This window comes from Nonomuraea sp. NPDC049269 (assembly GCF_043197155.1).
Lineage (GTDB): Bacteria > Actinomycetota > Actinomycetes > Streptosporangiales > Streptosporangiaceae > Nonomuraea.
On record NZ_JBICSO010000005.1, the window covers coordinates 701,238 to 725,912 of the forward strand.

23 protein-coding genes are annotated in these 24,675 nt (G+C 67.7%); 11 read left to right on the plus strand and 12 right to left on the minus strand.

The annotated features are described in order from the left end of the window. The first annotated feature begins 458 nt into the window (after window positions 1-458). The gene (locus ACGFNP_RS30670; RefSeq protein ID WP_393324831.1) at window positions 459-1,781 is read left to right on the plus strand and encodes a cellulose binding domain-containing protein; all 1,323 of its coding nucleotides are present in this window, start codon (window positions 459-461) and stop codon (window positions 1,779-1,781) included. A 274-nt stretch (window positions 1,782-2,055) separates the two neighbouring features. Continuing rightward, window positions 2,056-2,421 carry a hypothetical protein gene (locus ACGFNP_RS30675; RefSeq protein ID WP_393324833.1) on the plus strand — a complete coding sequence of 122 codons (366 nt, stop codon included), beginning with the start codon at window positions 2,056-2,058 and terminating at the stop codon, window positions 2,419-2,421. 70 nt (window positions 2,422-2,491) lie between these two features. On the opposite strand, the gene ACGFNP_RS30680 is transcribed toward ACGFNP_RS30675, so the two are convergent. Together ACGFNP_RS30680 and ACGFNP_RS30685 are read right to left on the minus strand one after the other, a co-directional pair. Beyond that, window positions 2,492-4,087, minus strand: a complete 1,596-nt coding sequence (locus ACGFNP_RS30680; RefSeq protein WP_358325418.1) for an ATP-binding protein — start codon at window positions 4,085-4,087, stop codon at window positions 2,492-2,494. A gap of 207 nt (window positions 4,088-4,294) precedes the next feature. Then, window positions 4,295-4,897, minus strand: a complete 603-nt coding sequence (locus ACGFNP_RS30685; RefSeq protein WP_358326025.1) for a serine/threonine-protein kinase — start codon at window positions 4,895-4,897, stop codon at window positions 4,295-4,297. A 303-nt stretch (window positions 4,898-5,200) separates the two neighbouring features. On the opposite strand from ACGFNP_RS30685, the gene ACGFNP_RS30690 reads away from it, so the two are divergent. Continuing rightward, on the plus strand, window positions 5,201-5,335 hold the full coding sequence (locus ACGFNP_RS30690) for a helix-turn-helix domain-containing protein (RefSeq protein ID WP_393324835.1): 135 nt from the start codon (window positions 5,201-5,203) through the stop codon (window positions 5,333-5,335). A 329-nt stretch (window positions 5,336-5,664) separates the two neighbouring features. Here the strand turns inward: ACGFNP_RS30690 and ACGFNP_RS30695 are convergent, their stop codons facing one another. Both ACGFNP_RS30695 and ACGFNP_RS30700 read right to left on the minus strand, forming a co-directional pair. After that, window positions 5,665-5,877, minus strand: a complete 213-nt coding sequence (locus ACGFNP_RS30695; RefSeq protein ID WP_393324837.1) for a DUF397 domain-containing protein — start codon at window positions 5,875-5,877, stop codon at window positions 5,665-5,667. After that, entirely contained in the window at window positions 5,868-6,689 is an 822-nt protein-coding gene (locus tag ACGFNP_RS30700) for a helix-turn-helix transcriptional regulator (RefSeq protein ID WP_358325423.1), read from the minus strand. Before ACGFNP_RS30700 ends, ACGFNP_RS30695 begins: the two co-directional genes overlap by 10 nt. Window positions 6,690-7,200: 511 nt before the next feature. Between ACGFNP_RS30700 and ACGFNP_RS30705 the strand changes: the two genes are divergently transcribed. The 3 genes from ACGFNP_RS30705 (at window position 7,201) to ACGFNP_RS30715 (ending at window position 8,999) form a co-directional block, all read left to right on the plus strand. After that, window positions 7,201-7,602: an ATP-binding protein gene (locus ACGFNP_RS30705; RefSeq protein ID WP_393325093.1), complete on the plus strand. Its 402-nt coding sequence runs from the start codon at window positions 7,201-7,203 to the stop codon at window positions 7,600-7,602. Between the two features lie 140 nt (window positions 7,603-7,742). Beyond that, window positions 7,743-7,886: a hypothetical protein gene (locus ACGFNP_RS30710; protein ID WP_393324839.1), complete on the plus strand. Its 144-nt coding sequence runs from the start codon at window positions 7,743-7,745 to the stop codon at window positions 7,884-7,886. 879 nt (window positions 7,887-8,765) lie between these two features. After that, window positions 8,766-8,999, plus strand: a complete 234-nt coding sequence (locus ACGFNP_RS30715) for a hypothetical protein (RefSeq protein ID WP_393324841.1) — start codon at window positions 8,766-8,768, stop codon at window positions 8,997-8,999. 338 nt (window positions 9,000-9,337) lie between these two features. Here the strand turns inward: ACGFNP_RS30715 and ACGFNP_RS30720 are convergent, their stop codons facing one another. Then, window positions 9,338-9,973 (minus strand): M15 family metallopeptidase, encoded by a 636-nt coding sequence (locus tag ACGFNP_RS30720; protein ID WP_358325432.1) that lies wholly within the window; start codon window positions 9,971-9,973, stop codon window positions 9,338-9,340. Between the two features lie 118 nt (window positions 9,974-10,091). Here ACGFNP_RS30720 and ACGFNP_RS30725 point away from each other — a divergent pair, with 118 nt between their 5' ends. The 5 genes from ACGFNP_RS30725 to ACGFNP_RS30745 all read left to right on the plus strand — a co-directional run bounded on the left by ACGFNP_RS30725 (window position 10,092) and on the right by ACGFNP_RS30745 (window position 18,644). Then, the gene (locus tag ACGFNP_RS30725; RefSeq protein ID WP_358325435.1) at window positions 10,092-13,154 is read left to right on the plus strand and encodes a BTAD domain-containing putative transcriptional regulator; all 3,063 of its coding nucleotides are present in this window, start codon (window positions 10,092-10,094) and stop codon (window positions 13,152-13,154) included. 35 nt (window positions 13,155-13,189) lie between these two features. Further along, window positions 13,190-14,521, plus strand: a complete 1,332-nt coding sequence (locus ACGFNP_RS30730) for a CHAP domain-containing protein (RefSeq protein ID WP_358325437.1) — start codon at window positions 13,190-13,192, stop codon at window positions 14,519-14,521. Further along, window positions 14,518-15,873, plus strand: a complete 1,356-nt coding sequence (locus tag ACGFNP_RS30735; protein WP_393324844.1) for a hypothetical protein — start codon at window positions 14,518-14,520, stop codon at window positions 15,871-15,873. Before ACGFNP_RS30730 ends, ACGFNP_RS30735 begins: the two co-directional genes overlap by 4 nt. Window positions 15,874-16,460: 587 nt before the next feature. Further along, the gene (locus ACGFNP_RS30740; protein ID WP_393324846.1) at window positions 16,461-18,341 is read left to right on the plus strand and encodes an alginate lyase family protein; all 1,881 of its coding nucleotides are present in this window, start codon (window positions 16,461-16,463) and stop codon (window positions 18,339-18,341) included. Between the two features lie 162 nt (window positions 18,342-18,503). Beyond that, window positions 18,504-18,644, plus strand: coding sequence for a hypothetical protein (locus ACGFNP_RS30745; RefSeq protein ID WP_358325443.1), 141 nt, complete (start codon window positions 18,504-18,506; stop codon window positions 18,642-18,644). Window positions 18,645-18,728: 84 nt separating this feature from the next. Here the strand turns inward: ACGFNP_RS30745 and ACGFNP_RS30750 are convergent, their stop codons facing one another. From ACGFNP_RS30750 to ACGFNP_RS30780, 7 genes are all read right to left on the minus strand, one after another. Further along, window positions 18,729-19,277, minus strand: a complete 549-nt coding sequence (locus ACGFNP_RS30750) for a 2'-5' RNA ligase family protein (RefSeq protein WP_358325445.1) — start codon at window positions 19,275-19,277, stop codon at window positions 18,729-18,731. After that, complete coding sequence (locus tag ACGFNP_RS30755; RefSeq protein WP_393324848.1) at window positions 19,274-19,951, minus strand: type 1 glutamine amidotransferase; 678 nt, start codon at window positions 19,949-19,951, stop codon at window positions 19,274-19,276. Before ACGFNP_RS30755 ends, ACGFNP_RS30750 begins: the two co-directional genes overlap by 4 nt. An 89-nt stretch (window positions 19,952-20,040) precedes the next feature. After that, the gene (locus ACGFNP_RS30760) at window positions 20,041-20,868 is read right to left on the minus strand and encodes a bifunctional 5,10-methylenetetrahydrofolate dehydrogenase/5,10-methenyltetrahydrofolate cyclohydrolase (RefSeq protein WP_393324850.1); all 828 of its coding nucleotides are present in this window, start codon (window positions 20,866-20,868) and stop codon (window positions 20,041-20,043) included. A 165-nt stretch (window positions 20,869-21,033) separates the two neighbouring features. Beyond that, window positions 21,034-21,639, minus strand: a complete 606-nt coding sequence (locus tag ACGFNP_RS30765) for a cyclodeaminase/cyclohydrolase family protein (protein WP_358325451.1) — start codon at window positions 21,637-21,639, stop codon at window positions 21,034-21,036. A 35-nt stretch (window positions 21,640-21,674) separates the two neighbouring features. After that, window positions 21,675-22,115 carry a hypothetical protein gene (locus ACGFNP_RS30770; RefSeq protein ID WP_358325453.1) on the minus strand — a complete coding sequence of 147 codons (441 nt, stop codon included), beginning with the start codon at window positions 22,113-22,115 and terminating at the stop codon, window positions 21,675-21,677. An 89-nt stretch (window positions 22,116-22,204) separates the two neighbouring features. Continuing rightward, window positions 22,205-23,209, minus strand: a complete 1,005-nt coding sequence (locus tag ACGFNP_RS30775) for a LacI family DNA-binding transcriptional regulator (protein ID WP_219536206.1) — start codon at window positions 23,207-23,209, stop codon at window positions 22,205-22,207. Beyond that, window positions 23,209-24,507, minus strand: a complete 1,299-nt coding sequence (locus ACGFNP_RS30780) for a rhamnulokinase family protein (RefSeq protein ID WP_393325095.1) — start codon at window positions 24,505-24,507, stop codon at window positions 23,209-23,211. Before ACGFNP_RS30780 ends, ACGFNP_RS30775 begins: the two co-directional genes overlap by 1 nt. Window positions 24,508-24,675 lie beyond the last annotated feature (168 nt).

Consider the following 24,675-nt stretch of genomic DNA (forward strand, 5'->3'; position numbering starts at 1 on the left):
GGAGATCATGAAGCTGGACACTAGCACTCAAAAACCGCCACGAAAATTGTCAGGGCCGAATCGTTCGCGGAAGGAGCTGAAACCTCCATCGGCGTTATCGCGGAGCTGTGCAGGTTTTACCGTCGGTAAGGCCGCCGTCACTTCCTGGGGTCGCTTTTTCTGGCTGCCTGTGCATGCCATGGATGATCTGAGCCTGTCGTCGCTCTATCTGCCTATAAAGTACGTTTTATGCTTCTTTTCCTGGTCGGTTAGCGCGGTGCGGCGAAAACTTTGACCATCGTGACTTACGTGCCATATCGTCTCCCCGTCCATATCGATGTGAGCCACGGCACTCGAGCGGGACGTTCGTTCTCGCAGGCGCCACGGTCGGCGTGCTGATCGCGGCTGCCCCGGCGTCGCAGGAGACTACGGACGGCCACTGGGGAAGCGGCGATCATCCGACTGACCGGAGTCGCACCATGCAAGCTCGAACCCGCACGGCCATGCTCGTCGGCGTGGCGATGACCGTGCTGGCCGCCGTCGGTGTGCCGGCATACTTCGCGCCGCCGGCCCACGCCGCGCAGGCGATCACCGACATCGCTTACGCGCCCGCACAACCGGCCGGTAGCAAGGGGCATCTCCTGGATCTCTACCAGCCGTCCACCGGCATCACGCCCCGGCCGCTGCTGATCTGGCACAAGGGCTCGGCGTGGACGGGTGACAACGGCAAGACCGGCGCGGACGCGATCGCGGACATCTTCAACCCGCTGGGCTTCGCCGTGGCCGGCGTCAGCGTCCGGTCCAGCTCCCAAGCCGTCTTCCCGGCACAGGTGCACGACATCAAGGCGGCCATCCGCTGGCTGCGCGCGAACGCCGCCACGTACAACCTCGACCCCAATCGTTTCGCGATCATGGGCGAATCCTCGGGCGGCTGGCTGACGGAGATGGCGACCCTGTCCGGCGGCGTGGCGGCGCTGGAGGGCACCGTCGGCACGACCGGAGTCTCCAGCGCCGTACAGACGGGGATCGCCTTCTACAGCCCGACCGACTTCCTGCAGATGAACGCGCAGAACCTGCCGACCGGCGGGCTGGACCACAACTCTCCCGCCTCCCCGGAATCCCTCCTGGTCGGCTGCCCGATCCAGACGTGCCCGGCCACGGTGGCCCAGGCCAATCCGATGGCGTACGTCGACGCCAACGACCCGCCGCTGATGTTCCTGCACGGCCAGGCCGACTTCCTGGTGCCGCACGGGCAGAGCGTCCTGCTCTACGACAGGATCAAGGCTCAGTGCGGTGACGCCACGTTCGTCTCGGTGCCCGCCGCGGACCACCTGATGGTCCAGGTCATGGACCCCGCCCACTACGGCCTGCAGACCGTCCGCACCACCACCGACTGCGGCGAGAGCGTCGGCACCGGCACGCTGAATCCCACCTGGGCAAACTTCGCGACCTTCCTGCGCGGCGGGCTCAACATGGGCACGTCCTGCGAGGTCGCCTATGCCACCGGTGCCTGGGACGGCGCCTTCAACGGCAGCGTGACCATCAGGAACACCGGCACGACCCCCATCGACGGCTGGACCGTGACCTGGGCCTGGTCGGGCAACCAGCAGATCACGACCGCCTGGAACGCCGTGGTGGTCCAGACCGGCACCCAGGTGACCGCCCGCGACGACACCCACAACCGTTACATCGGCCCCGGCTCCAGCCAGAGCTTCGGTTTCTCGGCGACCGCCACCGGGACGAACGCCATACCGGCCGAGTTCAAGCTCAACAACACCGTCTGCACCAGAGTGCCCGCCTGAGCCGACGTGCGCCGGGCCTGAGCCGAATGGCGAGGCCCGGCGCCGTTCTTCCGTCATCCGAATTGCCTTCGGAAATGCCGTGACGTGGAGCGGAAGAGAGCATTCCCAGAATTAAACACGTTCCGTCTGGCTGTGATCACGGAATGTCGCTGACCATGATCTTGCCTTATTCGATGAGCCGACCCTATCCTTGCTTCTGCGGCGCGCCGGTCTATTTCCCGGTTCTTTCTTTGAAAGGCCGGAGTACACATATTCCGGGACCCAAACAAATCGGATGAGCGGCGTCCCTGACAGCGTGAGCGCCGAGCAGGCGGTTCGTGAGGGCTGGTACCCGGAGGAGGAGGCCGAGAAGTTCCAGCAGATCGGCGCGGCGGTGGCCGGTGACAAGCCCGCGCCCGAGATGGCGCGGCTCGCGCTCCTGGACGCGTACGACCGTTGGGGTGAGTCCCCCTCACTATCTCGACCTGCTGCTCTATCCGCCGGCCCGAACGGCTGGCAGCCCCAGCACTACCTGCGGATGCACCTTCTCGGCGGGAACGTGCCGGCGTTCGAGATCCGGAGCGGCTGCGTAGGGATGATCAGCTCGCTCGACCTGGCGGCGAGCTTGTTCCGCGTCAAAATGCAGCCACGATGGCCCTGACCTGTGGTTTGACGGGGTATTGACGCCCTACAGGCTGCATGACAGCACACTCACCGAGCCAGGACACCCCTCATGCACGCAGGACGGTGACCTGGCGGCCGGACGGGGTGGTCGCCTGCTCGAAGCCGCCGCGTTCCTTCCAGGGTGACGCTTCGGGGCGGCGGTCGAAGATGACCAGGACGCCGGTTGGCAAGGTCAGCCGGTCGAGGTAGCGGTCGAGCTGGGCCAGACCCTCAGGCTTCGGGTCGTCTGCGCCGGGTCGCCACACCTTCAGTTCCATGGCCTCGCGTTGCATCAGTCGTCCACCGTCGGGACCGCTGTACGGCCAGCGAACGAGGACGTCCAGGCGTTTGGTGCCGGCGGCGTATTCACGGTCGAGGTAGCCGCCACCGTTGACCAGGCGGTGCAGGAAGGCCATGAGGATGATCTGGCAGGCGGCCTCGTGGTATCCCTCCTGCTGGATGAGGACTTCACCGTGTTCGCGCCAGAACACGACGAACTCCTCCAGTAGGCGTGGCAGGTCGAACCGGCCGTCGGGAAGCACGAAGCTGTGCGGGTCGGCGTGTATGTTCTGTTCCGTCAGGTCGCCCAGCACGCGCAGGATGACCTCCCGGTAGATCGGGTTGGCCACCTGCGGCGGAGGTTTCTGCGTGATCAGGCCCAGATCGCGGGCGTAGGACAGGTCGTCGGAGTTGCTGCGGTCGGTGTAGGGGCCACCGGCCACGATCGGTTCCATCACCCGCTTGACGCGGGGCTCGTGCAGCCGGGCCGCCAGGGAGTCCAGGTGGGTGGCGCGGGCCCGGATCAGCCGCTCCTTGGCGTTATCCACCTGTCCGTCGCCGATCGTCCCGGTCACCCCCATCTTGAAAGTGATCTCATGGGCGATGGCGTTGACCAGCCAGGGTTGTCCCTGGGTCAGCTCGAAGACCCGGTCCACCGCGTCCTTGGTGAACTCCTGGCCGGTCGCCTGGGTGTGCTGGTCGTAGAGTTCGGCGATCTGGTCGGCGGTGAAGTCGCCCAGGCGCAGTGAGTCAGCGATGATGTTGAACGGGCTGGCCGCATTGAACCGGTCAGGAGCGCCGCCCGAGGCGACCTTGTAGTCGCGCAGGTCGCGCAGTCCGCACAGCACCATCGACGCGGGGAACGGATAGCCCTTCGATCGCTTGTTGTGGCCGTCGCGGAGCTGGCTGAGGATGCTGACCATGCTGTTGCCTTGCAGGGCGTCGATCTCGTCGAGGAGCAGCACCACCCGGCGCGGACAGCGCCGGCACCACTCCCGCAGCGCCGCACCGAACCGGCTGCCCGGCGTGACCTGCGGCCAGGAATCCGGCGGCAGCAGCTCCTTTCGCCAGCCCGACAGATCGGCGGCCTCGCGGAGGGAATCCAGCAGAAGCGACTCCGCAGCGGCGTAGTCGTCGCCGGCCGACTTGGCACGCTCGCAGGAGAACGACAGGGCAGCGACGTCGCCCTCGGCGGTCAGGCCGGAGGCCAGGGCGTCCAGGATGGTCGTCTTGCCGGTCTGCCGGGGCGCGTGCAGCACGAAGTAGCGGTCCATCTCGATGAGCGCCCGCGCCTCGGGTAGCCGTGGTGTGGGGGGCAGCATGTAGTGGAGCTGCGGATCGCAGGGGCCGGTGGTATTGAAGTATCTTGCTCGGGGTGGCGACATGGTTACATTCTGCCATCATGCTGATGTGAGGACCCGAAGATCCTCAGGCGGGCCTCGGTCGGCGCTTCGTCGGTGAATGGGTCGTGCTGTTCCTGGTGGCGTAGCGGGTCGGTGCCCAGGAGCCGGCATCTGCCGTGGGCATGAGCGCGATCCGGGCAAACGGCGAACGCCGTCAGGAAAGACTTGCCAGCAACTCGGACACGCGGATCATCGCGCCGTGGTCTGGGCCGTAGAGCCTGGTGAGGTCATTCCGCAAGTCCGTGAGTGTGACGCGAGCCTTGTCCACATCGCCGACGCCGACTTCCAGCTCGCCGATCTGGCGACGCGACTGTCGCCGAGCGGTCCCGTCCCCGCGAGGTACGGCATGAGCCGATCGTGCACCTCGGCCGCCGTCGCAGGGCGGTCTTCCGGCTGCTTTTCCAGCATGGCCAGAATCAGCTCGTCCAGCTCCCTTGGCACATCCGGCCGGAGCTGCCCGACTGCTGTGGGAGGTGTGTTGATGTGCTGGTCCATCACGCTGTATTCGGATGGTCCGGTGAACAGATGCCGACCGGTGAGGAGTTCGTGCAGCACGGCGCCCAGCGAGTAGATGTCGCTCCTCTCTGTGGGTTTACCGGCGCTGACCTGCTCGGGGGACATGCAGGCGGCGGTGCCGAGCTGCTGACCGGTCATGGTCAGCTTGGTCAGCTCGGGATCGTCCATCAGGGCCAGGCCGAAGTCCACCATCTGGATGGAACCGTCCCGGCGCAGCATGAGGTTGGGCGGCTTCAGATCGCGGTGCAGGATGCCGAGCTCGTGTGCCGCCGCCAGCTACTACGAGAGGGCTAGTTCGTCGCCTCATCGCCGCCGGGGTCCACGTCACCATAGAGACGCGGACGCCATGTGCTGAGCTGGCGCCTGTGCGTGGCGACCGGCGACATCACTTACCTCGACAGGGCGCCCTGGTGGCGTGACCTCTGCTTCTCTACCTGGAGGGGCCAGGGCAGGCCGCTGGTCGGCTTCGGCTCGCACCGTAAATCGCTCCCTAGGCAACTCGGGCTCACGCCCTCGTGGCGGCGAGCTTCACCGAGAGCTCGCCAGTCACACCACGTCGTCGCGCATGACGCAGAGATCATGAGCCGCCCCGGTGCCGGAGCCGCGTATGAGGCGGCACGTCTGCGCTTCGAACTAGGTGCGGCCGTACGGAACCGCCGTGAAGAGCTCGGTCTGACCCAGGCTGAACTGGCCGAGCGGGCCGGGCTCAAGTAGCCGGCTGTGGCGCGGTTTGAGGCTGGCGGCACGATGCCTACCATCCCCATGCTGGAGCGTCTTGCCGAGGCCCTTGCCCTGCGTCTCACTGTTCGTCTTCAGCCGCTTCAGAAGGCGGGCCAGGGACGGCCACATCAAGACAGGCCCCTGCCTGCTCTTTCGTGGCTGCGATGCGATCGCGGGAGCGCGACCGGAGGCCAGGATCGGTAGATCAGTGCCTCGCCTCCGGTTCGTGCCCGAAGTCGGCGCCCCTCATCGCGTAGCGGAGCGTCCGGGCAGAGCGGTCCGTGAGTCGTGCGGAACCCGTCCAGCCCGATCTTGCCGGCTGTTTAGAAGTCGAATTCGCCGCGCCTGGCCCCGTCCAGGAAGGCATCCCAAACGCTTGCCGTCACCACGAACGGTGCCTGTCCTGGACTCTCGGTGTCACGGATGGCCACCCGTCCTCCGGACAAGGGGGCGACCTCGATGCAGTCTCCGCCATTGGGTCCGCTCATGGTGGCCTTGCGCCAGGCGGCGGTCCTCAGTTCGTCGTTCACGTCCATGCCTTGATTGCCTCTCTGAGTAGCTCGACAGACACATGTTGGGGGTGTGCCTCAGCTCGGATGGCGTCGTACCTCGTATGGAGCGCAATGACGTCCTCCGATCGGTCAGTAACCTGCCCGCGTCCGGTGGACTCGTAATACACGATATCCGGACTTCCGGCTATCTGTGCGATCACGAAGCCACCGAGGATCCCTGTGGTGACACCAAGAGCTATGGGGACCACTTGGACAGCGATACATGGCATTTTCGCCATCTCGACTAGGTGTTCAAGCTGGCGACGGATGATCTCTCGTCCTCCGACGGGGCGTTGGAGGACGCCTTCATCGAGGACCGCCCACAACATGGGGGGATTGGGACGGGACAAAATGACCTGGCGCTCCAGACGTGCTTGTACGGCTTTTTCTACCTGCTCGTCTGTGACACCAGGCTCGCCACGCAGCATGGCGCGAGCGTACTCCTCTGTTTGCAGCAGCCCAGGAACGAGAAGGGGCTGCCACGTTCGCAGAGTGTGAGCTTCCTGCTCGATGTCCAGCCACTCGCGAAACCATCGAGGGCTCGCCTCCCGGCTCAGGAGCGGCCAGAGCCGAAGTAGCTCCCCGTCAGCTCTCAAGGCTTCGTCGCAGCGTTGTACGAGGTCCTTGCTCGGTGTCCGCTGAGCTCTCTCAATGAGGCCGACCAGGCTGGGGCTGAACCTGATTTTCTCCGCCAATTGCTCCTGGGACAATTTTGCCCTTTTTCGGAATTTGCGTAGCTCGGCACCGAAGAAGGCCAACGGGCTGGCCGTGGGATCAAGCTCAATGGGTGCGGGCATCCGTGACTCCAGTCTGACGAGTGGTGCGAGAGTCCTACGTCAATCGGACAGCCAGCAATACGGAACTGTCCGAACGGTGTGCCATTAATTTCATTCCGTAATGTAGCTCACCGCAGGCACCCTGTGTAGTGGCCAGGGCAAGCAATAACAGGCACGGCGGCATGGTCGCACAAGGTGTGGCCGCATCCGGTCTGATCGCCCAGTCTGAAGATGGGCCCAGTAGAAAATATTCCGGTCATAAAAGGAATTGTCCATCCATTTAATTCGGTTAGTCATGAATGCGCTGCAGTTCGGGCAAACCGGCGCTGGTGTGTGTGGGAGGTGAGGCAATGAACGGACTCTTTCTCGGCGAGATCGGGTTGCCGGGAGTCGCGCAATCGGTGGGTGTGGCTCGTCGCTGCGTCGAAGAGATCCTTTCGACGGGCGGAATGGCCAAGGCTGTTCGAGGAGAGGCCCTATGACATCGGTGACGGCTGCGGTGGCGGATCGGTCAGGCCCTCTCGGGCGGAGTATGGTCTGGCGGCTTCGCGATGACGCTCGGGCGGTCGGTGATGCTCGCGACCTCGTACGGCGCGTACTTCTGATGGTCGGTCTGCGGCGGAATCTGGTTGATGACGCCGTGCTGATGGTCAGCGAGCTGGTCACCAACGCGGTTTTGTACGGTGACGCGCCGTACGAGCTGGTGGTACGGGTCGATCCGGTCGAAGTGGTCTGCATGGTGGTCGACGCAGGAGCCGTCCGCCCGATGCTGCGGAGTACGGACACTCAAGCCGAGAACGGCCGGGGACTGCTGATCGTGGCGGAGCTGTCGGCCGGGCTGTACGGCTGCATCCCGCAGGGGTTCGCCACGTGCCCTGGACTGGCGGGCAAGGCGACCTGGTTCGCGCTGCCTCGTACGGAGGTTCGGCGATGAGCGGGGCACAGGACCCGCTGGAGGAGTATCACGGCCTCCACGTGGCCCCTCTCCGGAGGGATCACGAGCAGCTCGCATGGATGAGCCCGGCCGCTCGGTGCGGGTGGGTTCGGGTGCGCCGGCACACGTGTAGTCGTTGCGTGCCCTGGTACGAGTTCTGCGTCGCGGGTGGGCTGGCGTTCGTCCGGCGTTCCACCGATGGCGTGATCCACGAGACGGCGTGGACGATGGCGGCCGAGGCGGAGCGGGTCTGGGGGGCGCTGCTCAAAGGTGCAGCCCGGTGAGTTCGTCTGGCCTGGGGTGGTGCCAGTCTTGCCAGCGGGGCAGGGTCGTCGAAACCCGCTTGCGCGGGACATCCGGCTCAGTCTTGCAGGCGTCTCATTGGCGGGGCACGTGCTTCTCTAGTGCCCGTCGGCATTACCGTTGACAGCCGAGCTAGCGCTTCGACAAAGTTATGTACACACCACGGAGATATCTTGTGATCTAGATTCACAAAGTGAGTAGGGTGAGTGGGACTCGAACCCACGACCCACGGATTATGAGTCCCTTGGTCGCGTGTCGGGATGTGACTCCGTCGGGGTGGGCGTGCCGGTTTGTCCGCGACTCCACCGATTCCCGTGCCGGGCCGTACCGGATGGTAGACGCGCACGCGCAGATCGGGTGGTATGTCCACGAGGCAGGAGGGTGGCGACCCGGGGGCGATGGCCGTGCCCAATGCCGAGGCCGTCGACGATTGGGGCGAGGAGCACCCAGGCGGGGCGGGATCCGGCGGAGCCTTGGGACGATCATGACGGCCGCGCCCAGGGTGATGACCTGTCGCCTTAGGCGGCGGGCGAGGTGGTGGGCGTTGAGCGAAGTAACCGGGTACCCGGTGCCGATCGCGGCTCAGCATACCGAGGCTATACCGGTCGCTACTAAAGTCCCTTTCGTTCTTGGGTCCTCTGATCTGGGTCTCCTTATCGTACTCGCATTGAAAGAATGGTTCTGTGATGCGGAGTATTCGTACGCAGTTGGTCGCTACGGCGGTCGTACCTCTTCTGACCGCCGGATTGGTCGCGGCAGTCCAGCCCGCAGCGGCAGCTTCTGCCCGCGTCGAATCCAGCGGCGCAGCGAAATGCGTCCTGTTCCCGGGTACCCCTAAAAGGACCAGCATCGGGACCAGTGTGATCGGTGCGGGCACCGCGTCGAGTGACTGCAAGGGCCAAGTCACGCTCAGGCTTCAGCGCAAGCGGTGGTACGGCTGGGAAACCGTGGCGAATGACACCTGGGACACGAAGTACGGCAGGAGTGCGGTCGTCGAAAAGGGCTGTGCCGGTACCAACTACACCTGGCGTGTGTGGATGTACTCCGACAGCGCAGGCGGCGCCACCGCCGCGAACGTGAAGATCAGCTGCTGAGTGCCGCTCGATCAGTCGTGATGTGGGATGTCGGAACGAGCAGCTGGGGCTCGCTGCGCTGTGGCCGGGCCGACCGTGCCTGCGGGATCGACTTCGTCGAAAGGGGCATCCGGCCTGTCGGGCCGCAGATCGGTGGATACCAGCTACTGCCGCCTCAGCTACCTCACCCGTCCGCGACCGCCTCTGCCACTCGGCGGAAGGCCGTCGCGTCCGCGACACCGACGGAAATCGCGGGCGCGCACCGGTGTTATCAGCTCTACGCTCGCGCGCGGCCGATCAAGGCCTTCGTGTCCGAATTGCCCTCCAAGTGTGGACGTTCTCCAGGGGGATGGGCGCCGTCACCTCATCCGAGAGGGTCCGTAACGAGCTGCGGGTGCACCGGTCATGAGGGCCCAGTACCGGTCACCATAGGACCAGTGCCACCATTCGGTCGGGTAGTTCACGAACCCCGCCGCGGACATGGCGTCGCCGAGCAGACGTCGGTTGGCCCAGGCTTCAGGGGAGATCTCTGGATGGAGCGTGTAGCACGCGCCGCCGCTCTCTTCCGGCCCGGCGTTGACCGGCGTACCCATGTTCACCTCGGTGCCGTCGTCGGCGGCCAGCGTGAGATCGACGGCGGCTCCGCACACGTGCGGGGCCACTTCCGGCGGCGCCAGGGAGCGGCTGGCCTGGATGTGCACGAATTCCTCGGTCCACGTGGGATTGGCCTGGCGCAGTCGAGCGGCGTACCGGGAGAAGTAGTGTTCCTGCAGCGCGAGCGGCCGGTAGCCCTCCACGATCAGCAACCGCAGCCCGGCGGGAAGCCTGCCCTGCGCGATCAGCAATCGGTCCACCAGGCCCACGCGCAGGTGCGCGTAGTCCCCGGCCGGGTCGGCCTGGCGATCGTCCACGAGCATGGACGGCACCCTGCGCAGGTCGAAGAGCGGTTCGCCGCACTCCATCGCGGGGATGGCCGAGACTCGGCGATCAGACATCAGCACGATCGGTTCATCTGTCATTCGCGTGGGGGGATCCTTCCGCTGAGTCTTCATTTGTATGATCATGAGGCGGCTCGCTGTAAGTTCTCTGCAAATGCCCTCATGCGAGGTAGCAGTGGAATTTCGCCTGCTCGGACCGGTCGAGGTGTGGAACGGTGATCATTGGGTAGCGTTGGGCGGTCCCAAACCACGCGCGCTGCTGGCCGCGTTGCTGCTGCGGGCAGGCCAGGTCGTCTCCGTCGATCGGCTGGTGCATCTGGTCTGGGGCGCTCATGCTCCTGACACCGCTCGCGGACTGGTCCAGACCTACGTCTCCGCCCTGCGCCGCAAGCTGGGCGGCGATCTGATCGAGACCCGGCCTCCCGGATACCTCGTGAGACTCGACCGCGGAGTCCTCGATGTCCGGGCGTTCGAGCAGCTCGCCGACGACGCCCGGCGCGCCGTGGCGGAGGCACGGCACGAGGATGCGGCGCGGTCGCTGCGCGCTGCGGAAAGGTTGTGGCGCGGTCCCGCACTGGACGGGGTTGGGGAGGCACTCAGCGCCGATGTGGCCCGGTTGACCGAACTGCGGCTGACCGTCGTTGACGAGCGGATCGCTGTCGAGCTGCAGCTGGGCCGGCAGAGCGAGGTAGTGGCGGAGCTCACCTCGCTGGTGGCCGCGCACCCCGCCCGCGAGCGGATGCGCGGCCACCTGATGACGGCGCTCTACCGGCTGGGCCGATCCTCCGAAGCACTGGCGGTCTACGAGGACGGTCGCAAGGCCCTGGCCGAGGAGCTCGGAATCGACCCCGGTCCCGATCTGCGCGCGTTGCATCAGGCGATCCTCCGCGAGGATGTCGCTGTGCTGGGCTTCGTTCCGCTGGCCCAGCCGGCCATGGAGGAGCACGGGCGGGTCATCCCGGCGCAACTTCCGGCGGACGTACCGGACTTGGTAGGCAGGGCAGCTCTCATCGCCGGCCTCACGCCCCTGCTTGACATCAACCACACCGCGCCGCCGGTGCTTGTCATCTCCGGGAAGGGCGGAGTGGGCAAGAGCGCCGTCGCGGTGCACCTGGCGCGTCAGGCGGGCTATCGGTATCCGGACGGCCAGCTTTTCGCCGACCTACGGGGCACCACCGACAGTCCGGCGACAGCAGAGGAGGTGCTCAGCAGATTCCTGCGCGCGCTCGGTATCCCCTACACCGCCCAACCCGAGTCCGCGCAGGATCGGGCTGATCTCTACCGCAGCCTGCTGGCGCAGCGCCGGGTCCTGCTGGTCCTCGACGACGCTCGCAGCGAGCAGCAGATCCGCCCGCTGCTGCCCGGCGGGACCGGATGCGCGGTCCTGATCACCTCGCGGGGACGCCTGGCCGGGCTCGCCAGCGCCCACCTGACCGATCTGGATGTACTGGACACCGAAGGCGCGCTCGCGCTCCTCGGCTCCATCCTCGGTGCGGATCGCCTGGCCGCGGAGCCGGACGCCGCCGCTGAGATCGTCCGGCTTTGCGGTCTGCTTCCGCTGGCCGTACGGACTGCCGGAGCCCGGCTGGCTACCCGGCGGCACTGGACGCTGGCCACCATGGCAGGACGCCTGGGCGTAGAGCACCGGAGGCTGGACGAACTCGTCGCCGGGGACGTGGCCGTCCGGGCCAGCGTCGGGCTCAGCTACCGATTACTGGACCAGCAGGCTCAGACGGCGTTTCGCCGGCTCGGTCTGCTCGGTACCCCCGATTTCCCCTCGTGGATCGTCGCCCCGCTGCTGGACATCCCCGCCGATGACGCCGATGACGTCGTCGAACGGCTCGTCGACGCACAGCTCGTCGATCACGTCACGATCGACGCGGTCGGTCAGTCCCGCTTCCGGCTGCACGATCTGCTGCGGGTCTTCGCCGCCGAATGCTCCGAAGTCTGCGACACCGCTGCCGAGCGAGATGCGGCCATCACCCGTACGCTGGGCAGCTGGCTCCAGCTGATCATCGAGGTCGGTTCCCGGGTACCGTCCGGCGAGGTCGAGCTGCGCCGTCACTATGCTTCCGCACTTCCCGTGGACGACCACGTCGCCAGGCGAGTCGTGGCCGACCCCGAGGCATGGCTGGAAGCCGAGACACCGGCCTTGATCGTGGCGGTCGGGCGTGCCGCCTGTCTCGACCTCGACGTGGCCGCCTGCGACCTGGCCACGGCGCTCTCCTTCTTCCGCGTCTTCTCCGCCAACCGGCTGGCCGAATGGCACAGCAGCCACGCTGCGGCGCTGGCGGCGACCCGTCGCGCGGGCAACCGGCTCGGCGAGGCGGCACTGCTGGCCGGGCTGGGCCAGATCCACTACAGCCTCGATCACTTCGACCAGGTGCGTGAGCACCTGTCGCAGGCGCTCACCATCTTCATCGAAGCCGGGGACCGCAGGGGCGAGGCCGTCGCCCTGGCCGGTCTGGGCGGCGCCTGCCGGGAGCAGTGCCGCCTGCGCGAGGGCTTGGGTCTGCTGTCCAGATCGGCGGAGCTGTTCCGCCTGCTGGGCGACGACATCGGCATCGGCGCGACCTGCCGTCTTTCCGCCACTATCCACCTGGAGCTCGGCGAGTACGACGCCACATGGCCGCTGCTCGACCAGGCCCTCACCGCGTACCGGAGCGCCGACAGCGGGCGCGGCGAGGCACTGACCGTGCGGACCAGAAGCCTGGTCCACCGCGCTCTCGGCGACTACGCCCAGGCCGAGCGGGACAGCACCGAGGCCCTCGCCATGCTGCGGGCCTCCGGCGAACAGCTGATGATCGCGTTCGCGGTCCAATCGTGGGCCAAGGTGGAGATCCGGCAGGGCCGCGGCGCCGCCTGCCTGCCTTCGATGGTCGATGCTCTCGACGTGTGCAGAAACCATCTCGACCGGTACGGCGAGGCTCTGATGCTGCGCACCATCGGCGAGCTCCACCTGGCCGAGGGCGAACTGGACCTGGCAGAAGCCCACCTGATCGAGTCCATCGCCATCTCGCAGGAGCTCGGCACCGCGCTGCCGGCAGCTCGGGCCAGACGCGACCTCGCAGCCGTGCTGGCGGCGCGCGGCGACAGCGCCGCCGAGGCGATGCTCGCCACCGCGCTGGAAATTTTCTCCGAGCACGAGGCCAGAGAGTTCGCCGAGCTCACGCACCCTGCCGCCGCGCGCCTGCCACCACTCCGACGTCCTCAGACTACAGAACTGGAAAGGGCTTAGAGCGAACCTGCAGCGCGCCTCTCGATGCTCCGATCATGAAGATTCTCAAGGGTCTCCTAGCGGTGCTCGCCCTCGCTCTCGGCGTGGTCGCCATCTCACCGGCGCCCGCCATGGCGGTGGCGCGTTCGTCGATCGTCTCCGTGGCGCAGGACGAACTCAACAACTCAAGCCGCAACTACCAGACCTCCTCGGAGTGCAACTTCTACACCGGGTACTTCCGTGGCGGCTGGAAGGACACCTCAGGGTGCCCGACCACCGACGGCATCAAGTGGGCGAAGAGCGAATGGTGCGCCGACTTCGCCAAGTACGTCTGGAAGAAGGCCGGTGTCACCTACGCCGACGTACCGGAGACCAGTGGGGGGATCCTCACCGGGTGGGCGCAATCCTTCAGGGAGTACGGCGAGGCGTACGGCACGTGGCACAGCCGTGGCAGCGGCTACACGCCCCAGCCCGGCGACGCGATCGTGTTCGACTGGGACGGCGGCGGCATCGACCACGTCGGCCTCGTGACCTCCGCGAACTCCAGCACGGTCTATACGATCGAGGGCAACACCGACGGCGGCCACACCAGAGCCCACTCCCGCCCCCGCTCCAGTTCCGACATCGTCGGCTACAGCGAGCCCGTCGGCGCGACGAGTCGGCCGAGCGGTCGGGTGTCGGTTTACGGGGTGCTGGCGGATGGGAGCCTCACCTACACCGCCCTCGATGCCGCTACCGGCAACCGCACTCATGGTGCCATCCACGGCGCCCCCCTGCCCTTCACTCCCAAGGCTCTGGCCACCCTCGACTTCAACACCGTTCTCATCACCGACACCACCGGCAAGCTCTACCGCATCAACGTGATCTCCAACAGCGGAGACACCCTCGTCCACAACCCGCCGGTCCCGCTCGCCACCGGCTGGACGCACGACCTGCTGGCCTTTGACAGCACCTACCTGTACGGCATCGCCGACGGCACCCTGCGCCGCTACACCCTCAACGCCACCGACACCCTCACCGCAGCCGGCATCACCAACAACACCCTCATCGGCGAGGGCTTCACCCTGAAAACCCTCACCGCCACCGGCACAAAGTGGATCCTCGGCACCACTACAGGCGGCGCCCTCATCAGCTACCGCATCAACGGCGCCGGCTCCTGGGACCGCTACCAACTACGCGACACCACCTGGCAAGTCTTCGACCACCTGCTGTCTCCCGGCGCCGGCCTCTACTACGGCCACCGCCCCGAAGGATCCCTCCACGCCTATCTCGACGCCAACCCCTACGACGGCCAAGGCGACGACCTCAGCGGCCAGGTCCCCATCGACACCGAAGGCTGGACCCAAACCCTCCTGTCCGCCCAGCCCAACACCGTGACCAGCTCGTGAACGGGCGACTCCGCGCGTTCCTGTCGCAGGCTGCCGTTGCGGCCACGGCCGTGATCTCCTTGTGCGCCATCGCCTCCCCCTCGGCCGCGGCCCTCGATCCGGAGCCGGAGGTGAGCGCGTCTGACGTCACCGCCGCCTACCAACTCGCCGCGTGCGATCCCGGCGGCACGACATCGACCGACGCGGCCCTGGCTACCCAGCTCAACCAGACCCTCGACGACAAGATGCGCGGCTACATGTCCGCATACCGCGTGTCCTGCGCCCGCATGGTGATCAAGGCCGTGCACGACCGCGGGCTGGAGCCGCGGGCGGCCGTCATCGCGGTGACCACGACCATCGTGGAGACCAGCATCCAGAACATCAGCGAGGAAGTCGACCACGACAGCCTGGGACTTTTCCAGCAGCGCGCCACCTGGGGAAGCAAGTCCCAGCGGCTCGACCCGACATGGGCCACCAACGCCTTCCTCAACAAGATGCTCCGGGAATACCCGAACAACAGCTGGCGGACCGCGCCGATCGGCGACGTGTGCCAGAGCGTCCAGGGGTCCGCCTATCCCGACCGCTACCAGGTCCAGGCCGGTGACGCGCAGCTCATCGTCAACGCCATCTGGCCCTATGTCAGCGGGCCGAAGGGGGCCGCGCCGGTGTACGGGGTGCTGCCGAGCGGGCTGCTGACGTATACGGAGATCGACGCGGCAACCGCGAAGCGTACCCGTGGCGCCGAGCTCTCGACCGTCCCCCTGGGGTTCAAGCCCAAGGCGATGGCCACGCTTGACTACAACACTTTGCTGATCACCCAGGACGACTCCGGCGGGAAGCTGTATCGGGTTGACATCATCTCCAACCGGGGCACCGTCACGTTTGACCCACCGGTATTGCTCGGCACCGGCTGGACCCACGACCTGCTGGCCTATGACGGCAAGAGCCACCTGTACGGCATCGCCGACGGCGTGCTACGCCGCTACAACCTCACCAAAACGAAGCCAACCCTGGCCGACATCACCGGCAACACCCTCATCGGCAGCGGCTTCACTTTGAAGACACTCACGACGACCGGGCCGGACTGGATTCTCGGCACCACCGCCGCCGGACAACTGATCTCCTACAAGATCAACGGTGCCGACTCCTGGCAGCGTTACCAGCTGCGCGACGCCACCTGGCAAGTCTTCGATCATCTGCTCTCACCGGGCGGAGGCGTCTACTACGGCCACCGCCCCGAGGGATCCCTGCACGGCTACGTCGACGCCAACCCCTACGACGGCCGAGGCGACGACCTCAGCGGCCAGGTCCCCATCGACACCGACGGCTGGACCCAGACCCTCCTGTCCGCCCAACCAGGAACTGTCAGCTGAGACGCATGATGGGCCCCGGCGCCGACCGGGGTCCATCACAGGCCGCCCTCGCAATGTCATCCGCCTGAAATTCGTCGACATATTTAGATGGATTCCCCTGCGCCGCGGCGGCAGCCGTTTGCGGTGCGGCGAACTCCACGCGCTGCGCGAAAGTGACGACATACCGCCGACATACCAGGCTGAACTACCATCGCTCCGCATCCGCAGAGGCGCACGAGCCGGGTCGGTGCTCCTGAAAATCGGCACGGCCGGCCCTGGCGCTTCGCAAGACTGCCGCTTCCGCCGTTGGTCAGGTGCAGCCGTCGCAGGGAGAAGTGATTACAAGCATGCGTGAGGGTGGTCTGCGATGGTCTGAAGGGGCTGCCCCGGGCCATCGAGCCGTTCTGGCGGCAAGCCGTGGTTGCGGATCGGTGTGGCGGCGCCGGGATGCCATGATCAAGGCGCTCATAAGCTTGGCCCAGGTGCCAGGGCCGCGAACGCCGGCCACTCGCTGGAAAGCCTGCTTCGAGCGTCTGGCTCCGACTACCCCGTAAAAGCCCCGGCTACGCCGTTCTCTGTCCAGTCAGGTCCCTTTGGGAAGGAATCCCGTGCGTTTCGCTCGTCCTGTTGCTGCCGCCATGCTCGTGGCCGCCGCGTTAGCTGTCCCGCAACCCGCGCAGGCTGCTGTGTTCAAGCATCCTGGGGTCCTGGTCAGCCGGGCTCAGCTCGACTTCGTCAGAGCCAACCTGGGCAAGGAGCCGTGGCGAGCCGCCTGGAGTAAACTGCAACGCCACTCCTACGCCTCGCTGTCCTACACGGCCAAGCCCCGCGCCGACGTGAACTGCGGCGGGAATTCCATTCCCGACAACGGCTGCTCCGACGAGCGTGAGGACGCCATGGCGGCCTACACGCACGCCCTGCAGTGGTATCTGACCAAGGACTCCCGCTACGCCAAGAAGGCGATCCAGATCATGGACGCCTGGTCAGCTGTGATCACCAAGCACACCGGGAGCAACGCACCGCTGCAGACCGGCTGGGCGGGGGCCAACTTCTCCCGCGCCGCCGAACTCATCAAACACACCTACGGCGGCTGGAGCCAGGCCGCCCGCTTCGCCGGCAAGCTGCGCACCGTGTACCTCCCGACCCTGATCGCCGGGCGGCCGGACAACAACGGCAACTGGGAACTGATCATGACCGATGCCGCCATTGGCATCGCCGTGCACCTGGACGACCGGGCCTCGTTCGACCGGGCGGTCGCGACCTGGCGCGGCAGGCTGCCTGCCTACATCTACCTGAAGACGGACGGCTCGCTGCCCAAGGCGCCGCCGGGCAGCACGTACAACACCAAGGCCGAGATCATCGACTACTGGTACGGGCAGACCACGTTCGTAGACGGCCTGACCCAGGAGACGTGCCGCGACTTCTGGCACACCGGTTGGGGCCTGGCGGCCATCTCCCACGTCGCCGAGACGGCCCGCATCCAGGGGGTGGACCTGTACGCCAAGGCCAAGCACCGGCTGCGGTTCGCGATGGACTTCCACGCCAAACTGCAACTGGGCGGTACGGTCCCGTCGTGGTTGTGCAAGGGAAAGGTCACCCGCGACCTCGGGGACCACTTCGAGGTCGGCTACAACGCCCTGCACCACGGACTCGGCTACGACATGCCGTACGCCAAGCAGTGGATCGAGCAGAAGCGCCCCGCCGGGGCGTCGCACTTCCTGGGCTGGGAGACCCTCACCCACGCGCAGAACCCCGCCACCTCCTCCGTGGAGAGCGCCTCGGTTTACGGGGCGATGCCGGACGGGAAATTGACCTACACCGCCATTGATGCTGCTACCGGACAGCGCACGCGTGGCGCCTTCGTGTCCACGACCACCCTGGGTTTCACTCCCAAGGCGATGGCGACGCTGGACTTCAATACCCTCCTGGTCACCGAGAAGGGGCCGGAGGGCCGGCTTTACCGGGTCGATATCCAGAGCAATCGTGACAGCCTCATCTTCGAGAAGCCCGTCTATCTCGGCAGCGGCTTCACCCACGACCTGCTCGCCTACGACGGCAACGGCTACCTGTTCGGCATCGCCGACGGGACCCTGCGCCGCTACACCGTCAATGCGCTCAAGCCCACGATCGACAACATCAGCGGCGGCACCCTCATCGGCGGCGGCTTCACCCTCAAGACCCTGACCGCGACCGGCCCTGGCTGGATTCTCGGCACAACGGCTGATGGCAAGCTGATCTCTTACCAGATCAACGGTCCCGACTCTTATAAGAGGTACCAGCTTCGCGACGCCACCTGGCAGGTCTTCGACCATCTCCTGTCGCCCGGCGGCGGCGTCTACTACGGCCACCGGAGCGACGGCTCCCTCCACCGCTACGCCGACCAGAACCCCTACGACGGCCAGGGCGACGACCTCAGCAGCCAGAGCGCCGTCGGCACCGAAGGCTGGACCCAAACCCTTCTGTCCGCCCAACCCGCCACCGTCAGCTGACCGAACAACCGCCGGCCGCTGGAGGACCCCGCGTACCTTCCGAGGTCCTCCAGCATGGCCCTCGATGCCTGACTCCCCAGTGGCGGCCTGCGATCGGCATCGCCGCTGGTCGTTGGATGGGACCTGGGTTCGGATCCTCGATGAGCTGCGGGGCGGGGTGCGATGAGACCGAAGGCGAGGGCTGGACGGAGGACGACGTTCGCCCGGAACGCGATCTTCAGCATGGACCGGCCTGCCGAGTTCAACCGCGTCCTGTCCTTGACGAAGAACGCGGTCGACCTCCTGCGCATCACCCCGGCTTAACCGTGGGGCAGGGCCTGCCGGCCGGGTCTCCGGACAGGATCGTGTCGGCCTCGGGCTCGGTCAGCACGCCCGCGTCCAGCAGGCCTAGCGAGGCGAGCCCGCCGCCGTCAACGGGAAATCCTCGACCACCTGCCAGACCGTGCCGTCGTACGCCACCAGCTGGACCGCCCCCACCCGCGCCGTGACCGGCAGCCCTCGCTCGATCGCCGTCCCCGCCTCGTCGAGGGCGGCGCCGTCGTTCTCGTACCCGATTGAAAGGTGTGGCATTACCGTTTCGTACTTGCCTCCGTACGGCCGGGCCTCGGGCCAGCGCCCGGTCACCGCGTGCGTGAGCTGGACGAACGGCTCACCGGGCACCGGCTCCAGATACAGCAACTCGGGCAGCCGCCCACACCTGGCGAACACCACCTCGAAAGGCGCATACCCGGCGAAGAGCCCGGCCAGCGCCTCCCGGTCCACCGCGTCGAGCGGCAGGAACGGGTACATAACCGTCACATGCGCCGGCACCCCGTACGCGGCGGACGGGTCGAGCGCGGTCCGCCACCGGCCCACGACCGGCTCGGCCTCCGGGATCGGCACCACCAGCGCCGTGAGCCCGGTCGGATAGCGGCCCGTTCCCTGAGCCTGGCTCATGCGAGTTTGGCGAAGCGGGTGGCCACCTCGCGCCAGATCGGCGTCGACACCGGCTCATCGGCCACCGCCCGCGCATAGACCTCGTCCGGGTCGAAGCCGTCGACCCGCCACTCGCGGATGCGCACCGGCAGCACCTCCGGATGGAACTGCACGCCCCACGCCTGCTCCCCGACCCGGAACGCTTGGTACGGGCAGGCGGTGGTCTGCGCCAGCCAGACCGCCCCCGGCGGCAAAGCGGTGACCGCGTCGACGTGGTGCTCGATGGCGGGCACCACCTCAGGCAGGCTGTGGAAGAGCGCGTCGTCGGCGGCTTCGGGCCGCAGTGTCACGGGGAGGCTGCCGTTCTCCGGAGCGCCCGCGTCGGGGGTCACCTCGCCGCCCGCGACCTCGGCCAGCATCTGACCGCCCAGGCAGATGCCGAACAGCGGCACGCCCTCGTCCAGCGCCTGCGCGACCAGGCTCCTGGCCGTGGCCAGCCACGGCGCCCGGTCGTCGTCGCTCGGCAGGAAGCCGCCGCCCAGCATGATCATGGCATCGTGCGACAGCCTGGCAGGGAGTGGGGCGCCGTCATAGGCGGGTACGACGTCCAGCCGCAGCCCGGCCTCCTCCAGCCAGCCGCCGAGGCGGCCGGGGCCGCCGCTTCTGCTGTTCTGCACGATCAGCACGTCACGCATCGACACCCTCCAGCGTCGCCGTCTCGGTCGTCCGGTACGTCACGCGTCGACGCCCACCGGCATTGCCATCTCGGTCATTCAGCACGTGCTCACATCAGGCCCGCCGACTGCGCGGTGTGCCGCAGCAGGAGTGCGGTCGTCACGGGGCCGACGCCGCCCGGGACCGGTGTCAGCGCCCCGGCCCGGTCCGCGACCGCGGCGGAGTCCACGTCGCCGGCCAGGCCTCCGTCCTCGGTGGGGTTGGTGCCGACGTCGATGACGACCGCGCCGGGCGCCACGTGCTCCGCCCCGATCAGCCCGGCCCGTCCCACGGCCGCGATCAACACCTCGGCCGTGGACGTGACGGCCGCCAGGTCGCGGGTGCGCGAGTGGCAGACGGTCACTGTCGCGTTCCGGTCGAGCAGGAGGTGCGCCAGGGGCTTGCCGACCACGGTCGAACGGCCGACGACCACGGCCCGGCGGCCCTCCAGCTCGACTCCGTAATGATCGAGCAGCGCCAGCACGGCGGCCGCGGTGGCCGGGGCGAACGCGGGCAGCCCGGCGGCCAGGCGGCCCAGGGACAGCGGGTTCGCGCCGTCCACGTCCTTGGCCGGGTCGATGGCGGCGGCCAGCTCCTGCGCCGACGCGTCCGGGGGGAGCGGGGTCTGCAGCATCAAGCCGTGTACGCCCGGGTCGGCGCTGAGCCGTTCGAGTGTTTCCCGGATGCCGGTGGCCGTGGCGCCGGGGCCCAGGTCGGCGAGGTCGCAGGCGATGCCCACGCCTGAGGCGGCCTTGGCGATCGACCGTACGTACCACAGGCTCGCCTCATCGGCGGTCGCGACCACGACGGCCAGCTTCGGCTGCGGCCCGGCCGCCACCCGCGCCGCCGTCTCCGCCCTGATGGCGGCGGCCAGTTCCTTACCCGTCAGCGTCTTCACACGTCGATCCTCTCGTACGCCCCTGCAGCCCCGTGACCATCCCCCCGCTCAACAGGGCGGCGCGCATAGGGACGGCGCGTGCCCAAGGCCGCGCACTCGGGTGGTGCGCAGTGGGGTGGTGCTCCTGGCGCGCGTCCTGGCGGCGTACCCCTGGGAGGTGGGCGGTCACGGGGTGAGGCGTTCGCGGACGGTGGCCGTCACCTGGTCCGCTCTGGCGACTGTGGCGTCCACGTGGGCGAGGCGGGCCTGGAGCGCGGCGCGGGACTTTTCGTCCTTGATGCCGTTCAGGTTGATCTCGACGTTCACCCGTGCGGTCGTGAGGGCCGCGCGTGCCGCGTCGGCGGCCGCCGCCACGTCCGTGATCACGTTGGGGTTGCCGATCGGCAGCAGCAGCTCGCAGAGCTCGACCAGGCGCGTGGCCGTCTCGACGACCCTGGCGGGCGGTTCGGCCGCGCCGACGAGGGCCGAGGCGATCGCCGCGCTGCGTTCCGGGCCCTTCGGCAGGCGGTAGGCGTCCGTCACCGCGGTGAAGGCCACCGCGTCCTCCTCCAGCAGCCGCAGCGCCCGTGCGCGCATCGTGTCGGTCTCGGCGATCAGCGCGACGATGGCCTCGGCGTGGTCGGTGTACTTCTCCCCGGTGGTGTAGCGGGCGACCATGCCGAGCAACGCGGCGGCCTGTGCCGCGTGCAGCGCCGCGGTGGCCCCGCCGCCCGGCGCTGGTACGTGGGCGGCGAGCTGGGCGAGGAAATCGACGATCCTGGAGTCGCGCATGGCGGCATTCTGCCAGGCCACGACCGCACCGACGGTCAATCGCGGTGGATCGGCCGGGTCGCGTCCTCAGGTCCCTGATAAGGCGGGATCACTCCGTACGTGGGCCCGGCCGGGAGGGCGCGCGGGGCCGGCGACCGCCAGCGGGACGGGAAGGCCGAGCACACCAGCAGCATCACGCCGAACATCAGCAGCAGCCCGGTGTAGGCCAGGGTCAGGAACCCGGACCACAGTTCGTCGCCGAACAAGCGGTCGGGGATCAGACGAAGTCCGCTTATCTCCAGGAACGGCAGGATGCCGAACGCGGTGAACTCCAGCCCGCCCACCAGCGAGGCGACGGGCGACAGTCGCGAGCCGAGCAGGAACGCGAGCAGGATCCCCGTGACGAGGAGCACCCCGAGCCCGGTCCAGGAGAGGATGAACTGCTGGTAGCTACGACTGACCTGATCGACGCCGTAGAACAGTCCGACGGCGATCAACGGAGGGAGGAGCAGTCCAGCGACCACTCCGAGCGCATGACGGGCACCATTTTGCATGATCAACCCCGTTTGTCGGTTTGCGCCACAACCTACCGCGTGGACTCCCGCACGACGAGATCCGGTTGGAACATGATCTGCTGGTGCGCGTGCGTCGCCGGGTTGTCGCACTCGTCGAGCAGCAGCTCGGTGGCCACCCGGCCGAGCTGGTACGTGGGCTGCCGGATCGAGGTCAGCGACACCGTGGAGGCCGAGGCGAAGTCGATGTCGTCGTACCCGATCAGCGACACGTCGTCGGGCACCCGTACGCCCGCCTGGAGCAGGCCGCGCAGCATGCCGAGCGCGAGCAGGTCGTTGGCGCAGAACAGCGCGTCCGGCAGCGTCCCCTCGGCGAGCAGTCTCTCGGCCGCCTGCTGGCCCGCCTTCGCCGTCATGGCGGGCATCGCGACCTCGAGCAGTTCGCGCGGGTCGCGGCCGCCCGCGGCCATCGCCTGCTCGGCGCCGCGCCTGCGGTCCTGGCACTGTCTGATCACGGCGGGTCCCGTGACGTAGCCGAGGCTGCCCGCGCCGCCCTCCAGCAGGTGCGCGACGGCCATCGAGCCGCCGGTCACGTCGTTCACGGCGACCGCGCACTGGTCGGAGCGCTCGGCCGGATGGTCGACGAGCACCACGCAGATGCCGCGCCCCCGTAGCTGGTCGAGCCGGCCCGGGTCCTCGTCCGACGGGGTGATGAGCACGCCGCGCACCCGCTGTTCGGCGAACACCAGCAGGTTGCGCTCCTCCTTCATCCGGCTGCCCGAGGAGTTGCCGAGGATGACGGCGTAGCCGCGCTCGCTCGCCACGTCCTCCACCCCGGCGGCCACGTCGGTGAAGAACGGGTTGCCGATGTCGATCACGGACAGCCCGACGGTGCGGCTGTGGCCGGCCCGCAGGGTCGACGCGGAGCCGTGCCTGACGAAGCCGAGCTCCCTGATCGTCGATTCGACGCGGATCCGGGTGGAGTCGGCCACTTTCTCCGGACGGTTGAGCACGTTGGACACCGTGCCGGGCGACACCCCGGCCCGGGCCGCGACGTCCTTGATGCTCACCGTCGTCATCATTGCCCCCGTGGCTCGTAGGTGCGCAGGCTCTCGCTTCGTCGTACCAGATCCCGCATGTCGGCCAGGTCACCGACCACGCCGCGGGCCCGCGCCTGGACCAGCGCGTTGCCCAGGGCGGCCGCCTCCACGGGCCCCGCGACGACCGGCAGGCCGGTCGCGTCGGCGGTGAGCTGGCACAGCAACGCGTTACGCGATCCGCCGCCCACCAGGTGGACGACCTCGACCGGCCGCCCGCTCAGGCGGACGGCGTCGGCGACGGCCCGCTGGTAGGCGAGGGCGAGGCTCTGCAGGATGCATCGTACGGCCTGCGCCCTACCCTCCGGAGCCGTCTGCCCGGTACGCGCGCAGTAGTCCGCGATCCGGGCGGGCATGTCACCCGGCGGCAGGAACGACGGATCGTCGGGATCGATGACGGCGTCGGTCCTGGCCTCCGCGGCGGCGGCGAGCAACGGCTCCAGCGGCGGGTTGTCCCACACGCGCATGCACTCCTGCAGGATCCACAGGCCCATGACGTTGCGCAGGTAGCGGGTGGTGCCGTCGATGCCGGCCTCGTTGGTGAAGTTGGCCAGGCGGCTCTCCTCCGTGAGCACGGGGGCGGGCAGCTCGACGCCGACCAGGGACCAGGTGCCGCAGGAGATGTAGGCGAAGCGGTCGCCGGTGGCGGGCACGCCGACCACGGCCGAGGCGGTGTCGTGCGAGCCCACCTGGGCCAGGGAGGTGGTGTAGCCGATCTCGGCGGCCACGTCGGACCGCAGGGCCGCGACGCCGCCATCCGAAATTTCGGGAAAAATCCGGCTTGGCAGCCCGAGGCGGGCGATCAGCTCCCAGGCCCAGTCCCGCTTGGTGACGTCGTACAGACCGGTCGTCGAGGCGTTGGTGCGCTCGGCCCAGCGCTCGCCGGTCAGCCAGTACCCCAGGAGGTCGGGGATCAGCAGCATCGTCTCGGCCCGGTCCAGCCGGTCGCAGGCGAACTGGTTGACCGTGTTGAACCGGAGGAACTGCAGCCCGGTCACCTCATAGGGATCGATCCGCTCGGTGATCTTCTCGGTGCGGCCGTCGCGGTAGTGCACCGGGTTGCCGATCAGCGCGCCGTCGCGGTCGAGCAGCCCGTAGTCGATGGCCCACGCGTCGATGCCGACCGACTCGGCGGGCCCGGCCCTGCGCAGCCCGTCGAGCAGGCCCTGGTAGAGGGAGAGGATGTCCCAGTGCAGGGTTCCGGCCACGCGTACGGGCCGGTTGAGGAAGCGATGTTCCTCCACGAGCCGCACGCTGTCGGCTGACACGTCGGCACTCATGACCCGCCCGCTGGAGGCGCCTAGGTCCACGGCAGTGAATCGCACCCCCCGATTAAAACGTAACAATCACAAAGACGCCAGAAGAGGCGTGAAGGCATTGACGCCTGCTGGTCCAGCGCTTAGATTCCGGGTTCGTCGCGATTAAAACGTTTGTTGTCCGGAGGGATG